Consider the following 15,683-nt stretch of genomic DNA (forward strand, 5'->3'; position numbering starts at 1 on the left):
ACCGCCGCCTGCACGCGCGCGGCGCCGTCTACGACGCGCACTTCGTGCCCAGCGGGCAGGTCTCCCAGTGGACGACCGCGACCTGTCTCACCGCCGACTCCGAGGCCGTCGTCCGGTTCTCGAACGGCTCGGGCCGCTTCGACGCCGACGACCGGGTGCGCGGCGTACGCGGCATGGCGGTGAAGTTCCTTGATGGCGACGGCAACAGCGATGGCGTCAAGGGCGTCATGGATCTCGTGGCCGCGACCTTCCGCGTCTTCCCCAGCCACAATCCCGAGGGATTCATCGACCTCGTCGAGGCGTTGGGCAAGGCGGGCACGGAGGGCGGGCTCGCCGACCGGGCCAAGGGGAAGCTGGCGGCGGCCGGCAAGTTCGCCACCGTACTCGCCCAACACCCCGAGAGCCGGGGGGCGTTGAAGTCGTTCGCGGGCCAGCAGGCGCCCGCCAGTTTCGCCACCGCCCGCTACGACGGCCTGCACGCCTTCGTGTTGGTCGACGAGGCGGGTGAACGCCGTCCGTTCCGCTACCGCCTGGTGCCCCAACTGGGCGAAGTCGAGCTGGAGTCCGCGTACGGCGAGACGCTGGCCCCGGACTTCCTCATCGGCGACCTCGACTCCCGGCTCGCGACCGGACCCCTCTCCTTCACCCTGGTGTTCCAGTTCGCGGAGCCCGGCGACCCGACCCACGACCCGTCACAGGCCTGGCCCGAGCACCGCCCGCTGATCCCGGCCGGACAGCTGCACGTGACGGCCCGCTCGGCCCGGGAGGACCACTGGCAGCGGCAGGTCTTCGACCCCACCCGCCTCGCCCCCGGCGTGGACCTCTCCGACGACACCATGGTGACCTTCCGCCGCCACGCCTACTCCGTCTCGGCCGAACGCCGACTCGCCCCCTGATCCGATGAACCTCTGAGGAACGGCCGCAGCGGCTGCCGCACCACCGCTTCCGCCAGCCTCGGCAGCCGCCGCTCCCCGGCGAGGCGGGCCACCAGCCAGCCCCACAGCGCGAGATTGACCTGAGTGGACCGCTCGGGAGCGCAATGGCCGGCGTTCTCGACCACCCACACGGTGGTTCCGGGGCGGCCGGCCAGTCCCACCGTGTCTCCGAGGGGGACGTACAGATCGTTCGCGCCGTTGACCACCAGGAGCGGGGATCCACCGGGCCCCGACCCCGGGTCGTCGAGGAGCCCCTGCTCGCGCAGGGAGAAACGGGCGAGCAGGTCGTCGATCACGGCCGGACCGGGCATCTCGTCCAGGTGCAGCGCGTTGCCGATGATCCCGGCCATGCCGTGCGGCAGTCGGGCCACGTCGATGGGCAGGCCCGACGCGCCGGTCGGCCCGCCCAGATCGACCGCCGCGTCCACCTGACCGCCGAGCGCCAGCTTGGCCGCCCAGTGCGCGCCGAAGCTGATGCCGTAGAACCCGACCGGACGGCCGTGGGCGCGCCGGAGCTGGGAGACGAGGCCGACGAGGATCCGGTCCGCGTCGGGTGCGAGCGGAACCGTGGACTCGCCGGTGCCGGGCATGTCCACGGCGGCCACGAGCAGTCCGGTGGCGCGTGCGGTGGCGACCGCGAGCCGGTGCAGGTCCATTTTCCAGGTGTCGACCCCGCCGCTGAGGACGACCACTCCCGGCCGGGCCGCCCGCCGCCGCTGGAAGAAGTGCACGGGAACGGGTTCGGGCACCTTCAGCACGGCGCGCTGGAACCGGACGGGGAAGCCGGGCGCGGCCTCCAGGTACGCGGCGAGCTGCCGCTCCTGCGCGGCCCTCCGGTCGGCGGTCGCCAGGCAGGGAAACCGGGCCGCGCCCCAGCAGAGGGAGGCGAGCAGCGGCTCGCCGGCAGCGTACGCGCGCTCGGCCTCCGCCGCCCACACCGGAACCCAGCTCCCCGCCCCCGTCCCCCACATGTCGGTGATCCGCGCCCGGGCGCGGTCGACGACCGGGCGCGGAATCCCGAGCGCCGTGAACTGAGGGGTGCGCTCGTGCAGCAGGTCATCGGGTGCCACGGGGAAGGTGAACATGCCCTCTACAATGCGAGTAATCCTCAGTTTCCGGCAACTCGCATTGGACCCCGGACCCGGCCATGTCCACGCCCCGCAAACGCCCACGTCAGCAGCGGTCCCAGGAGACGTACGACGCGATCCTGGAAGCGGCTGCTCAGCTTTTCGAGTCCCTCGGCTACACCGGCGCGACCACCAACAGGATCGCGGAGCGGGCCGGGGTGTCCATCGGCTCGCTCTACCAGTACTTCCCGAACAAGGACGCGCTGCTGTACGCGCTGGGCGAGCGTCATGCGCAGGCGCTGGCAGCCGCGCTGATGTCCGCGGCGGCCGACCTGCGCGAGTCGGCACCGCCCGCCGAAGAGACCATCCGCACCCTCTACTCGACTCTGGCCCAACTCCACGACACAGACCCCCACTTGCACCGGCTCCTCTACGACCGGGCTCCCCGCCCCGCCGAAACGGCGGCCCAACTCCGCGCGCTCCAGGGCACGATGGCCGCCGAGGTCGAACACCATCTGCGCCGGCTCGGTCTGGGCGCACCGGACCCGACCCTGACGGCACTGCTCCTGGTCCAGGCGGCCGAGGCCCAGATCCACGGGGCGATCCTCGACCCGCCGCCGGGCCGCACACCGGCCGAGTGCGTCGAGACGGCGATCAGCATGTGCCTGGCCGCACTGGGCATCCGCCCGATGTGAGGCCCGGCTACTACCCCATCGGGCCTGGCTACGACCCCATCAGGCCCGGCTACGGCTACGGCTCTATCGGGTCCTGCCCGACTTCCGCGCCCTGCGCCGGAGTTCGCGCCGCTGCTTGCCGGGCAGGGCGCCGGCGAGTTCGCCCACCGACGCGAGGTCGTGGCAGTCGCCGCCGCGATGACCCCGGCACCACCACACCACGCGCGTGCCCCGGCTCTTCCCGTACTCCCAGTCCGCGGTCGTCCCCTCGGGCCGGGGATGCGTGCCGATCTTGTGGAACGGGCACACCGGCCAGACCTGCCAGAGCCGCTCCATCACCGTCTCCTGCGCCGCTTCCGCGACGAGGTCGAGAGCGACGCGGTCGGGGGCGTCGGCGTCCGGTTCCGAGATCCCGTTGCCGTGCGAGGTGCCGTCGGACATTGCGACGTAGGTCTGCTCGTCGATGTCCTCGTCCCCGCTCCAGACCATCAGGATCAGCGGCTCCCGGTCGGGGAAGGTCGCCGCGAAGTCACGGTTGACCGTGTCGAGCGCGGCGGCAAGGCGCGGAAACTCGCCGAGGTCGGCGCGGCGGAAATCGGAGTGGTTCACCCCCTGATCCTCTCCCGACCCATCGCGCCGACCGGAGGCAGGTATCGGCGACAACCATGTGCCCTGTCCGGCAAGGAACTTGACGCTTCGTCACTTTGCCGTCCTCACAGTGGACAGACAGACTCCATCCCTAAGGTGCCGTGTTCATGACAGACTCATCGAACGGCACAGCCGGAGTCACCCCCACACCGATCGGGCGCCGTACCGTCCTGATCGCCACCGGCACCACGGCCGCCGTCCTGGCCGTGGGCGCCGCCGCCCCCCACACCCCCGCAACCGCCACGGAGGACGCGGCCCCCGCCGCCGCCGCGGCAGTCTGCACCCTCACGAAGGAGATGACCGAAGGCCCCTACTACCTCGACGGCGCCCTCGTCCGCGCCGACGTCACCGAAGGCAAGGCCGGCATCCCGCTCAAGCTGGCCCTCACCGTCGTGAACGACAGCACCTGCGCGGTGATCCCCAACGCGCTGGTCGAGATCTGGCACTGCGACGCGCTCGGCGAGTACTCCGGCTACGTCGGCAACAACGGCCACAGCGAACCGGACGACGGCACCTTCCTGCGCGGCGGCGTGCTGACGAACTCCAGCGGTCTCGCCAACATCACCACGATCTACCCGGGTTGGTACCGGGGCCGCTGCGTGCACATCCACGTCAAGGTGCACACCGGCGTCACGCTCACCTCGAACGGCTCGTTCACCGGCGGCAGCGAACTCCACACGGGCCAGCTGTTCATCGACGAGACGATCACCACCGCGGTCGCCAAGGTCTCGCCGTACTCGACCAACACCGTCACCCGCACCACCCTCGCCCAGGACTCGATCTACGACGACGGAGGCGCCGCGTCCGGCCTCATGACCCTTACGGCGCTGGGCAGTTCGACCTCGTCCGGCTACACCGGCACCCTGACACTCGGGGTCCAGCAGAGCTGAGCCGAAGGGGTGGCCCGCGGTGCGACACGGGCCACCCCTCCCTCATGTCGGCCCAGGTCAGGAGGCCGGGCACTCCTTCCACGCCATGTGGTACACCGTGCTGATGTCGCCGTCCGTCGAGTCCATGGTCATGAAGCTGACCGCGCTGGACGACGAGGTGCCGGCGGCGACCCTCAGCTCCGTGTTGATGTTGAAGTTGCGCTGAACTCCGCAGGGCGCCCACACCAGTTGGGCCCAGTCGGTGCTGTCGGTCGCCTGCCAGTTGTCGTCGTAGGGGCCGCTGAACGGGTGGTTCTTGGCCACGGTGTTCGACGAGCCCTGGAAGTAGTACGAGGCCTTCTGCGCACCGCTCGCACCGCGCTGGAGCGAGGCGAAGCCGCGGTAGTCCACGCTCGCGATGGCGTACGTGAAGCCCTGCGGGACGTGGACGACCAGGTTGAGCTGGCAGTTCTTGCGGAACGCCGTGGGGTCGGAGTTGCCGCCGACCTGGGCGAGATACGCGCTGTAGGTCACCGTGAAGGCGGTGTTGTCCTCGGAGACGGCGACCGCCGTCGTGCCCTGCGGGCAGCCCGAACCGTTCACGGTGGCGACGTTGATGACGATCTTGTCCGGCGGCGGGTCGTCGAAGACGGGCGACGACGAGTGCTGCGCGGACGGCAGCGCGGTGGCGAGCAGTGCGGCGACCGCACCACTCAGGAGGAGCCCACCAGGCATGGTTTCTCCTTGTGTTGGGGGGTGGCTGTGCCCCAAGTCTTTGAAGAAACAATGAAGTTCCTGTGAAGACCGACGGGGCGCTCGCATCGTAGGAAGCCGCACACGGAACGGTCAGGTCGAACTCAGGCCATTCACAGACGCGTCTTTCACACCCTCTCCACAGTGTGTGAACTCTGTTGAAATAAGGGGGCGTTGACCGATCCATCCCCAGGGCCTTCACAGCCGCACATTAAGGAATCCTTCAGGTACGGCCCTAACTTCGCTGTCATGACGGGAAAACGAGAGCACAACGAGCAGCACGACCAACAGCCCGCCCGGCACCGCCGGGACAAGGGGATGCAGCGCCGCCGGGTCCTGATCGGCGGCGGCACCGTGGCCGTGGCGGGCGGCCTGGTGGCGGCCGGCCTCGCCTCCGCCGACACGGTCACGGCCACCTCGACGGCCACCGACGAGGCGACCAGCACCGTCTCCACCGACGCGTCCGCCTCCGCCTCCAGCGGCGTCTGCACCCTCACCGCCGAGGTCACCGAGGGGCCGTACTCGCTCGACGGCGCCCTGATCCGCGAGGACATCAGGGAGACCAAGGAGGGCGTCGAGGTCCAGTACACCTTCACCGTCGTCGACCAGGACAACGACTGCGCGCCGCTCGCCGACGCCCTCGTCGAGCTCTGGCACTGCGACGCGCTCGGCGAGTACTCCGGCTACGTCGGCAAGAACGGCCACACCGAGGACGACGACGGCACCTTCCTGCGCGGCGGTGTCCTCACCGACTCCAACGGCGAGGCGAGCCTCATCTCCATCTGGCCGGGGCACTACGTCTCCCGCGCCGTCCACGTCCATATGCGGGTGCACACGGACGTGACCATCGCCGACGGCACCTACACCGGCGGCACAGTCGTCCACACCGGCCAGCTGTTCTTCGACGCGGACCTCAACGAGAAGGTGCAGGCCACCTCGCCGTACTCGGACAACACCACCGCCGAGACGGTCCTCGCCGACGACTCGATCTACGACGACGGAGGGGCCGAGTCCGGCCTGCTCACCCTGACCGCGCTCGGCACGAGCGTCTCCGACGGCTACACGGCCACCCTGGCCGTGGGCGTCAGCACTACCTGACCGGGAGGCAGTTGATCAGAGAGCACTGATCGGCGAGCGCCGATCACACCCTGACGGGCTGCCGCCCTTCGGCGGACTCGGACTCGGTCCGTGCCTTCCTCGCCTCGTCCCGGCGATGGGCGCGGACCGAGTACGCCAGAGCGGCAGCCCACATCGCGTACAGCACGACGTAGACCGCACTGCTCAGCACTCCGGACGCGCCGATCCAGTCGCTCCTGAGCAGCGTACGGACGTTGGTCACGACGATGATCCCGCCGACCGCCGAGCCCAGCACCCGGGGCGGCACCAGCCGGACCAGCCAGGCCGCGACCGGCGCCGCGACCACGCCGCCGAGCAGGAAGGCGATCACCCAGGTCCATTTCAGCCCCTGGGACCCCAGCGAGAACAGGAAGCCGAGGCTCGCCGCCACCGCGACCAGGAACTCGCTCGTGTCGACCGACCCGATCACCTTGCGTGGCTCCATCCGCCCGCTGGCCAGCAGCGCGGGCGTACCGACCGGCCCCCAGCCACCCCCGCCGGTGGCGTCCAGGAACCCGGCGACCAGGCCCAGCGGCGCCAGGAACCGCTTCCTGAGCGGCTTGCCGAGCTGCCCCTCCGGCAGCCCCTTGAAGGTGAACCGGGACATGACGTACACGCCGAGCCCGAGCAGGATCAGCGACATCACCGGCTCCGCGACCTCCGTCGAGAGCTTCGACAGTGCGGTCGCCCCCAGGAACGACCCCACCGCGCCCGGTACGCCGATCCGCACGACGACCTTCCAGTCCACGTTCCCGAACCGCCAGTGCGAGGCCCCCGACATCAGGGTCGTACCGATCTCGGACAGATGGACGGTGGCGGAGGCGGCGGCCGGATTCGTCCCCATGGCCAGCAGCAGCGTCGTCGAGGTGACCCCGTAGGCCATGCCGAGGCTGCCGTCCACGAGCTGGGCCCCCAGGCCCGCGAGGGCGAGCAGTATCAGCGTGCGCATGTGGTGCGTCCCGTCGTCCCTGGTTTTCCCACCGATCCGGTAGGGATGAACGGGAGGTGACGCTAGGGGGTCAATCTGAGCGCAGCCTGAGACACGAATGAGGACGGCTACTTCGGCAGCAGCGGCTCGACGATCTTCGCGAGCTGGTTCCGCGTCACCGCTCCGATCCGCGTCGCCGCCACCTTCCCCGCCACGTCGACGACGATCGTGTACGGCATCACCTGCGTGTTCACCAGCCCGCGCGGCAGCCGCAGGGCCTGTTTCCCCGAGGGATCGTGCAGCGACGGATAGCTCAGGTGGTGGTCCTTCTGGAACGCGAGCCCGGCGGCCCGGCTGCTGTCGTTGTCGAGCCCCAGCACCCGCAGCCCACGCCCGCCCCACGTCTCCTGGACCAGCCGCAGCTCGGGCGCCTCCGCCCGGCAGGGGGCGCACCAGGAGGCCCAGGCGTTGATCAGCACGACCTCGCCCCGGTAGTCCGACAGCCGGATGGCACTCCCCTCCAACGAGGTCCCGGTGAGATCCGCGACAGCGGGACGCCGGCCCTCCGCGAAGGTCCGGGTGAACGGATCCCCGGGAGCGGCGTCACTGGCCGGTACCGGGGAGGAGCAGCCGGCGAGAACCGCGCAGCCGGCCAGCACCGCCGCGCAGGCACTCCGAGTTGTCACGGGTTCTCCCAGGCCGCCGGTTCCGCCGCCAACCGCCGTACCGGCTCCGGCAGTTCGTCCGCCGCGATGTCCGCGAGCGTGACGCCCTCCAGGATCTTACGGACGTTGGCGCGCAGCGCGATCCACAGGGGGAGGAGGGGTTCGGCGGAGCCGGTGTAGGCGAGGCCCGTGGGGCGTTCGCCGCGCACCGACACGATCGGGCCGTCCACCGCGCGGATGACGTCTGCGACGGTGATCACGGTCGCGGCGCGCGCCAGCCGGTAGCCGCCGCCCCCGCCGCGCCGGCTGTCGACGATCCCGGCGCGCCGGAGATCACCGAGAATTCCCTCCAGGAACTTGTGCGGGATGCCCTGGGTGGTGGCGATGGTCTCGGCCTTCAGCGGGCCGTCGTCACCCTGTACGGCGAGCTCCAGTACCGCCCGTACCGCGTAATCCGCCCGTGCCGAGATCCTCATGCGTCCATTGTGGGCCGTTCTGGCGTACAGAATGACCCCGCACGACGGCCTCCAAGGATCACCACGGAAAATGGCTTCGCACGTGCCGCCGACGGACCGGACCCGAAAGGAGCTTCCAGTGGAGCTGAGCAGGCGTACCTTCAGCACCCTCGCGGGTACGGCCGCGCTCGGACTCGCGCTGGGCGGTGGCAGCGCCGGTTCCCCGGACGCGTACGCCGCGCACGTCGTGCCGACCGGCCCGCCCCCCGCCCCGCCGGGCGCGGACGGACTGCCGCACACGATCGGCTACGACCGCTACTCCCTGGTCGTCGACGGCAGACGCCTGGTCCTGTGGTCCGGCGAGATGCACCCGTTCCGGCTGCCGAGCCCGTCCCTGTGGCGGGACGTCCTGCAGAAGATGCGCGCCTTCGGCTACAACGCGGTCAGCATCTACGTCTCGTGGAACTACCACTCCCCCGCGCAGGGCCACTACGACTTCACGGGCGTCCGCGACCTCGACCTGTTCCTGCGCACGGCCGCCGAGACCGGCCTCTACGTCATCCTGCGCCCGGGCCCGTACATCAACGCGGAGATCGACGCGGGCGGCTTCCCCGGCTGGCTGACCGCCACCAAGGGCACCGCCAGGACGGCCGATCCGACGTACCTCTCGCACGTCGACGAGTGGCTGACCCAGGTCAACTCCATCGTGTCCAAGCACCTGTTCACCCGGGGCACGGGCACGGTGCTCCTCTACCAGATCGAGAACGAGTACGACGCCCAGACCACCCAGCCGACCGGCGCCGCCTACATGTCCCACCTGTACAAGAAGGTGCGCGCCGACGGCATCGACGTCCCCCTGTTCCACAACGACAAGGGCCGCAACGGCTATTGGACCCCGGGCTCCTTCGACACCGGCGGCGACACGGGCGGTTGGCTGTACGGCTTCGACGGCTATCCGACGCCGACCCAACCGCCGCCGGACTGGGGCCACTTCGGGATCGGCGGGGCGAAGGGCGGGGCGACCGCCAGCCCCAAGACCCCTGGTTTCGTACCGGAGTTCGGGGGCGGCTGGTTCGATCCGTGGGGCGGGTCCTGGTTCGAGGGGAAGGGGTACGCGGAGTCCCGCCGGACGCGTGACGCGGCGTACGAGCGGCGCTTCTACCTCACCAACCTCGCCAACGGACTCACCCTGCACAACGTCTACATGACCTTCGGCGGCACCTCGTGGGGCTGGCTGCCGGCGCCGGTCGTCTACACGTCGTACGACTACGGCGCCGCCTTCGACGAGGGCCGCAACCCGACCGCGAAGCTCGTCCCGATGCACCAGCTCGGCCATCTGCTGCGGACCGTGCCCGACTTCGCCAAGCTGGACCGGGCGGCGGACGTCGCGGTGGCCGGCCTGAAGGCGTACCACCTCACCAACGCCGACACCGGCTCCCACGTCTACGTCCTGCGCAACGACAGCGCGGTGGAGGTCACTTCGACCCTGTCGACCGCGGACGACGACATCGAGGTCACCGTCCCGGCCCAGGACGCCCGCCTCCTCGTCACCCATCTCGCCCTCGGCGGGCGCAGGTTGAGGTACTCGACCGCGACACCGATGATGTTCCTCACCGCCGGCCGCCAGGACATCGCCGTGTTCGCCGGGAAGCGCGGCGAGATGGCGCACGCCGTGGTCGAGTGCCCGGAGGAGCCGGTGGTGACCCGGCTCGACGCGCAGGCCGCCTGGGTCTGGGACCGCGGCATCCTGCACGTCACCGTCCCGCTCGGCGTCGGCGGCCTGACCCGGGTCCTCGTCCAGGGCGGCGGCGTCGACAACCCCCTCCTGCTGGTCTTCGCCGACGAGGCCACCTCGGTACGCCTGTGGCCGTACGAGACCGGCTCGGGAACCGCGCTGGTCTACGGCCCGGCGCTGCTCCGCGAGGCCACGATCAGCGGTACGACCGCCCACCTCACCGGCGACACCATCGGCGAGACCGGCCTGGAGGTGTGGGGGCCGCGCGGCATCACCGACGTCACCTGGAACGGGCAGGCGGTGCCCTCGACCGTCACCAACGCGGGCAGCCTGCGCTCGAACCCGGGCGTGCTGCTGCCGGGAGTGCCCGCGGTACCGCTCCCCGCACTCGGCGGCTGGCGGCGGAAGGTGGAGAACCAGGAGGCCGCGGTCGCCTTCGACGACTCCAAGTGGACGCCGGCGAACCGGACTTCGACGTTCAGCACGACGCCCGTACCCTCCGGACAGCCCGTCCTCTTCGCGGACGACTACGGCTTCCACTACGGCGACGTCTGGTATCGGGGCCGGTTCACCACGGCCGCCGCCGACGCCCTGGAATCGGTGACCCTCGCCTACAGCACCGGTACCCAGGGCCTGCTGATGGCCTGGCTCGACGGCGAACCGCTGGGCACCCACCGGATGCCGGTGCCGACCACCAGCAGTGTGCGGCAGGGCAGTTGGACCGCCAAGGCGACCCTCGCGGTCCCGAAGAAGCTGCGCACGGCCGGTCCGTACGTCCTGTCCGTCCTGGTCCGGCGGATGCAGCACGACCAGGACGGCAAGGCCCTCGACACCCACAAGGTCGCGCGCGGCCTGACCGCGGCGACCTTCAAGGGCGCCTCCCCGAAGGTGAGTTGGCGCCTCCAGGGCGAGACGGCACCCGACCCGGTGCGCGGTCCGCAGAACAACGGCGGCCTGTACGGCGAACGCGAGGGCTGGCATCTGCCGGACTTCGCCGACTCCGGCTGGGACGCCGTCACCCTCCCCCGCGCCGACAAACGGCAGGGCGTGGCCTGGTACCGGACCACCTTCAAGCTCGCCGTGGACACCGGCATCGACGCCTCGATCGGCCTCGTCCTCGACGACGACCCGGCGCGCGCCTACCGCGTCCAGATCTTTCTGAACGGCTGGAACATGGGCCAGTACATCAACGACGTGGGCCCACAGCACACCTTCGCCCTGCCGAACGGGATCCTCCGCACACGTGGCACCAACACACTCGCCCTGGCCGTCCTGTCCGACGGCACCACACCGGCGGGCCCCAAGGACGTACGCCTGACCCTGCTGGGCAGCGCGGCCGGAGGAGTACCGGTCTCGCCGGTGGCCTCCCCCGGCCGCTAGTTCTTTTTGGATCTACGCGAGCCTGATCACATTCCAGGACAGCGGCTCCAGTACGGCGGTCAGGGTGCCGTCCTGGAGGGCGGTGCCCTCGGCCTGGTGCGGGGCCACCCGCTCCGGGTCGGCCAGGGTGTTGCGGGCGTCCGGGTCGGCGTCCGCGAGGGCGCTGTGCTCCACGACCGACGTCAAGTCGAGCCCGTTCAGGCCGACTTGGAGCGGGAGCGACTCGGTGCGGCTGCGGTTGACGGCGAACACCGTGACCGAGCCGTCCGCGCCGCGCACCGCCGTGGCGTGCAGCAGGTCGGCCTCGCCGTACTGCTTCGTCTCGTGCGTCGGGGAGTCGACGCGGACGTCCAGAACCTGGCCGCGGCCGTACTTCGAGGCCTGTGCGAACGGGAAGAACGTCGTCTGTCGCCAGGCCGGGCCGCCCGGCTCGGTCATGATCGGCGCGATCACGTTGACGAGCTGGGCGAGGCAGGCGACGGTGACGCGGTCGGCGTGCCGGAGCAGGGCGATCAGGAGCGAGCCGAAGACGACGGCGTCCATGACGCTGTAGTTGTCCTCCAGCAGGCGCGGCGCCTCCGGCCAGTCGGCCGGGTCCGCGTTCTTCGTGTGCTCCTCCCAGTCCGCCGTGTACCAGACGTTCCACTCGTCGAAGGAGAGGTTGATCTTCTTCTTCGACTTCAGGCGGGCGCCCACGTGGTCGGCGGTCGCGACCACGTTCTCGATGAAGGACTCCATGTCGACGGCGGAGGCGATGAAGGAGTCGAGGTCGCCGTCGAGCGGCTGGTAGTAGGCGTGCAGCGAGATGTAGTCGACCAGGTCGTACGTCTCCTGGAGGACCGTCGACTCCCATGCGGCGAAGGTCGGCATCGCCTGGGAAGAGGAACCGCAGGCGACGAGTTCGACACCGGCGTCGATCTGGCGCATCGCGCGGGCCGTCTCGGCGGCGATCCTGCCGTACTCCTCGGCCGTCTTGTGGCCGGTCTGCCAGGGGCCGTCCATCTCGTTGCCGAGGCACCAGACCTTGATGCCGAAGGGTTCCTTGTCGCCGTCGGCGACGCGCTGCTCGGAGAGGGTGGTGCCGGAGGGGTGGTTGGCGTACTCCTGGAGTTCCAGGGCCTCGGCGACGCCCCGGGTGCCCAGGTTGACCGCCATCATCGGCTCCGCCTGGGGGCCGACCTTCTTCAGGAACCCGATGTACTCCGAGAGGCCGAAACGGTTCGTCTCCGTCGAGCGCCACGCCAGGTCGAGGCGGCGGGGGCGGTTCCCTGCGGGGCCTACCGAGTCCTCCCACTTGTAGCCGGAGACGAAGTTTCCGCCGGGGTAGCGGATGGCCGTCACGCCGAGTTCACGGACGAGGTCGAGGACGTCCTGGCGGATTCCGTCCTCGTCCGCGGTGGGGTGGTCCGGTTCGAAGATGCCGGTGTAGACGCAGCGGCCGAGGTGTTCCACGAAGGAGCCGAAGAGGCGGGGGTTGACTTCGCCGATCGTGAAGGCGGGGTCGAGGGTGAAGCGGGCGGTGCGCATTGCTTCCTTCCGGGGGTTGAGTTTTGTCTGCCGGTGCGTTGTGGCTGGTCGCGCTCACGCGGCGGAGCCGCATATCGATACAGCCTCGCGCCCCTAAAAGCTAAAAGACCTTTGGCCAGCCGGTGTTTGTCCAGCTCAGGGTGTTGAGCCCCAGCTTTGGGGTGCCGTTATCGTCGCCGTCGTAGTAGTGGTATGCCAAGACATCCTTACCTTTGTCTTGGAAGACGGATTCTCCGCCCGGGCCTATGTAGCGGCCGTGGCTTGCCAGGAGCAGGTCTCCGCCGCCCTCCAGCATCGGCTTGCCCGTGCTGTCGGCGTAGGGGCCCGTCACCGACGTCGAGCGGCCCACCCTGATCTTGTAGGTGGAGTTCACGCCGGCACAGCAGGCGTCGTAGGAGGCGAAGAGGTAGTAGTAGCGGCCGTGGTGGACGACATACGCGCCCTCCACCGCGTACGGCGCGTCCGGGCGGGTCGCCAGCTGGGCCACCGGTGCGCCGGCGAGTGCCTTGCCTGTCGCGGGGTCGAGCTCGACCAGGCGGATGCCCGTCCAGTACGAGCCGAACGCCATCCAGAGTCTGCCGTCGGCCTGCACGACGGCCGGGTCGATCGCGTTCCAGGCGTCCGTGGTCTCGGAGGTGAAGGCCTTGCCGTGGTCGGTCCAGGTGCCGGGGAGGCCGGTCGGGGAGGTGGCGACGCCGATCGCGGAGTGGTTGGTGCCCCAGGAGGAGACGGCGTAGTAGAGCCAGTAGCGGCCGGCCCGGTGGGAGAGGTCGGGGGCCCAGGGGTCGCCGGTCGAGTTGTACTCGTACCACCAACTCGGGGGCGCGGCGAAGGCGTTGCCCGCGTCGTCCCACCGGACGCGGTCCCTGGAGGTGCGGGCGCCGATGACGCCGCCGGTCGAATAGGCCACGTAGCCACCGGACTTGAGGCGGAGAACCGTGGGGTCGTGGATGATCTGCTGGCCTGTGACGGGCTGTGGGTCGGGGTAGGTGACGTCGGCCTCGGCCGTGGCGGGGAGGAGTGCGATCACCGCGGCGGCGAGCAGGGTCGTCAGTCTCGGGCGCTTCAACTCGGTACCTCCGTCGGTGAGTCACTGGCCCGCCGCACGTCCGCTTCTTTCACGCCGTACTTGGCGAGCGGATCCATGCCCGGGGGATCCGGGAGACGGCCGGGCGCGAGGCCGTGGCCGGCCACGGCCGGGAGGTGCCCGCGATTCGGCTCACGTGGTCCCATGCCCTGCCCCTGCCGGTAGGAGTCCCGTCATGTTCGAAATGCCGTATAGCGCTCGTAACTTCGAACGGGAACGTAAAATCGAAGCGCGTCCACGTCAATGGGTTGAGCACAGTGCAACGTTCATTCTCGGGGTCGATTTCCGGACACAGCGGTCGTTCCCGGTCCCACAACGGCCACCGGACGACATGACGACGGCAGTTGTGGACGCGTAACCTCGGACCGGCTGTGCGGCGGACGGCGAGAAGAGGGAGCGTACGACGTGGTGACGACCTTCCTCGGAGAGCTGTCCGATCACTCGAACGCGACCCGACGTGCCAGACGTTGGATCACCTCGGTCCCCCTCTCGGTGGAAGCGGCCGGTTTCCTGCTGCCGCGGCGACGGTGAGGTGGCTGAGGCGACATATGTCCTGGCATATTGCAGCGGTGCGCACGAAGAAGGAGATGAGGCGGCTCGCCGGCGCCCTCATCGACCCCATGCACGTCCCGGTCCCCGCCGAACCCGAGGCCCTGTTCGACGCGCTGCTCGCCTCCGTCATCCGCTGGCGGGGACGTGAAGTCGTGGTGCGCCGCGAGGTGTTCCCGCCGCACACCGCCAGCGGGCTGTGGCTGGAGGGCGACACCTACGACGTCATCGTCATCGACAAACGGGCAGCCGCCTGGCACCAGATCGTGATCTTCAGCCACGAGGTGTGGCACATGCACCGGCGCACCACCCGCCCCGGCCCCACACTGACCGCCGAGCGCGGCCCCCGGCCCGTCGCCGCCCGCTCCGACTTCAGCCTCGCCGACGAACAAGAGGCGGACAGGTTCGGCATGTTGATGAGCGGGCGGCTGCGCCCCTGGCTGGAGTCCACGGCCGGCGCCGACTCCGCGCACGGCCCCGCCGGGACCGACGACGGTACGCAGCAGGGCGTCGCCGGGCGCATCGGCGCCGCCCTCAACTACCGCGGGACCAGAAAATGAGCGGCCTCATCAACTACCTCAGCTGCGGCCTGCTGTGGCTGGGCATGCTGGTGAAGGCCCCGGATCTCATACGCCACTGGCGCGACCCCTATCTCCGTGTCATCTGCGTGCTCCTCGCCCTGGCCGGGGCCTGCTTCTTCCTCGGGGCGCCGCCCACCGTCGGCGCGATCAACCACCTCAGCGGCGTCACCAACCTCGCCGCACCGCTGACGTACGCGTCGATCACCGCGTACAGCGCGTCCTCCCAGGTCCTGATCGTCTACTGGCGGGGCGGACCGCACGTCCACCGCACCGCCCGCCGCTGGATCGTGGCCTACACGATCGTCCTCGTCGGCATCGCCGTGATGTTCGCGCTCGGCCACACGCCCGTGGAGCGCCGCACCGACTTCGACACCTACTACGCGACGACACCGTTCATCTCCGAGATGATCGTGCTGTATCTGGCCGGGCACCTCGCCGCCGTCAGTGTCACCACGGTGTCGTCGCTGCGCTGGGCCCGGCAGGTGCACGGCTGGCTCCGCGCCGGGCTGGTCACGCTGGGCGTCGGCTCGCTGTTCGGCGCCGGGTACAGCCTGACCAAGTTCGCGGCGGCGATCGCGCGTTGGTGCGGGCGGGACTGGACGGAGCTCGGTACGACCGTCTCGCCGGCCGCCGCCGGACTGGGCGCTGTCCTGATCGTCGTCGGCGTGCTGATCCCGCTGGCCGGCCCCCGGCTGACCCAGCGGCGGCAGGCCC

At 70.2% G+C, this 15,683-nt stretch carries 15 protein-coding genes; 7 read left to right on the forward strand and 8 right to left on the reverse strand.

Annotated elements, in window-relative coordinates; all coding sequences use genetic code 11:
* Positions 1-896, forward strand: an 896-nt coding sequence (locus R6V09_RS26870; RefSeq protein WP_317884006.1) for a catalase, incomplete at its 5' end; no start/stop codon positions are given.
* Here R6V09_RS26870 and R6V09_RS26875 read toward each other — a convergent pair.
* A complete protein-coding gene (locus R6V09_RS26875) occupies positions 860-2,020 on the reverse strand; it encodes an alpha/beta fold hydrolase (protein WP_317884007.1) in 1,161 nt (386 codons plus the stop codon). The two genes, R6V09_RS26870 and R6V09_RS26875, sit on opposite strands and share 37 nt — an antisense overlap.
* A gap of 62 nt (positions 2,021-2,082) precedes the next feature.
* Here R6V09_RS26875 and R6V09_RS26880 point away from each other — a divergent pair, with 62 nt between their 5' ends.
* Positions 2,083-2,697, forward strand: coding sequence for a TetR/AcrR family transcriptional regulator (locus R6V09_RS26880; RefSeq protein WP_317884008.1), 615 nt, complete (start codon positions 2,083-2,085; stop codon positions 2,695-2,697).
* Positions 2,698-2,760: 63 nt separating this feature from the next.
* Here the strand turns inward: R6V09_RS26880 and R6V09_RS26885 are convergent, their stop codons facing one another.
* Positions 2,761-3,285, reverse strand: coding sequence for a hypothetical protein (locus R6V09_RS26885; RefSeq protein ID WP_317884009.1), 525 nt, complete (start codon positions 3,283-3,285; stop codon positions 2,761-2,763).
* Positions 3,286-3,431: 146 nt separating this feature from the next.
* On the opposite strand from R6V09_RS26885, the gene R6V09_RS26890 reads away from it, so the two are divergent.
* Positions 3,432-4,214, forward strand: a complete 783-nt coding sequence (locus R6V09_RS26890; RefSeq protein ID WP_317884010.1) for an intradiol ring-cleavage dioxygenase — start codon at positions 3,432-3,434, stop codon at positions 4,212-4,214.
* 57 nt (positions 4,215-4,271) lie between these two features.
* On the opposite strand, the gene R6V09_RS26895 is transcribed toward R6V09_RS26890, so the two are convergent.
* Positions 4,272-4,928, reverse strand: coding sequence for a DUF4360 domain-containing protein (locus R6V09_RS26895; protein ID WP_317884011.1), 657 nt, complete (start codon positions 4,926-4,928; stop codon positions 4,272-4,274).
* 267 nt (positions 4,929-5,195) lie between these two features.
* Here R6V09_RS26895 and R6V09_RS26900 point away from each other — a divergent pair, with 267 nt between their 5' ends.
* A complete protein-coding gene (locus R6V09_RS26900) occupies positions 5,196-6,044 on the forward strand; it encodes an intradiol ring-cleavage dioxygenase (protein ID WP_317884012.1) in 849 nt (282 codons plus the stop codon).
* A 43-nt stretch (positions 6,045-6,087) separates the two neighbouring features.
* Here R6V09_RS26900 and R6V09_RS26905 read toward each other — a convergent pair whose 3' ends face one another.
* The 3 genes from R6V09_RS26905 to R6V09_RS26915 form a co-directional block, all read right to left on the reverse strand.
* A complete protein-coding gene (locus R6V09_RS26905; protein WP_317884013.1) occupies positions 6,088-7,011 on the reverse strand; it encodes a sulfite exporter TauE/SafE family protein in 924 nt (307 codons plus the stop codon).
* A 107-nt stretch (positions 7,012-7,118) separates the two neighbouring features.
* On the reverse strand, positions 7,119-7,676 hold the full coding sequence (locus R6V09_RS26910; RefSeq protein WP_317884014.1) for a TlpA family protein disulfide reductase: 558 nt from the start codon (positions 7,674-7,676) through the stop codon (positions 7,119-7,121).
* Positions 7,673-8,131 carry an RrF2 family transcriptional regulator gene (locus tag R6V09_RS26915; RefSeq protein WP_317884015.1) on the reverse strand — a complete coding sequence of 153 codons (459 nt, stop codon included), beginning with the start codon at positions 8,129-8,131 and terminating at the stop codon, positions 7,673-7,675. The genes R6V09_RS26910 and R6V09_RS26915 overlap by 4 nt, the downstream gene beginning before the upstream one ends.
* Before the next feature lie 118 nt (positions 8,132-8,249).
* Here R6V09_RS26915 and R6V09_RS26920 point away from each other — a divergent pair, with 118 nt between their 5' ends.
* Entirely contained in the window at positions 8,250-11,225 is a 2,976-nt protein-coding gene (locus R6V09_RS26920; RefSeq protein WP_317884016.1) for a glycoside hydrolase family 35 protein, read from the forward strand.
* A 12-nt stretch (positions 11,226-11,237) separates the two neighbouring features.
* Here the strand turns inward: R6V09_RS26920 and arfA are convergent, their stop codons facing one another.
* Together arfA and R6V09_RS26930 are read right to left on the reverse strand one after the other, a co-directional pair.
* Complete coding sequence (gene arfA, locus R6V09_RS26925) at positions 11,238-12,752, reverse strand: arabinosylfuranosidase ArfA (RefSeq protein WP_317884017.1); 1,515 nt, start codon at positions 12,750-12,752, stop codon at positions 11,238-11,240.
* Positions 12,753-12,852: 100 nt separating this feature from the next.
* Positions 12,853-13,821 carry an arabinan endo-1,5-alpha-L-arabinosidase gene (locus R6V09_RS26930; RefSeq protein WP_317884018.1) on the reverse strand — a complete coding sequence of 323 codons (969 nt, stop codon included), beginning with the start codon at positions 13,819-13,821 and terminating at the stop codon, positions 12,853-12,855.
* 587 nt (positions 13,822-14,408) lie between these two features.
* Between R6V09_RS26930 and R6V09_RS26935 the strand changes: the two genes are divergently transcribed.
* Positions 14,409-14,948, forward strand: coding sequence for a toxin (locus R6V09_RS26935; RefSeq protein WP_317884019.1), 540 nt, complete (start codon positions 14,409-14,411; stop codon positions 14,946-14,948).
* On the forward strand, positions 14,945-15,683 hold a 739-nt coding region (locus R6V09_RS26940; protein WP_317884020.1), incomplete at its 3' end, for an MAB_1171c family putative transporter. The genes R6V09_RS26935 and R6V09_RS26940, both read left to right, overlap by 4 nt.

Origin of the sequence: Streptomyces sp. W16 (assembly GCF_033194735.1) — a bacterium.
In the GTDB taxonomy this organism is placed as follows: domain Bacteria; phylum Actinomycetota; class Actinomycetes; order Streptomycetales; family Streptomycetaceae; genus Streptomyces.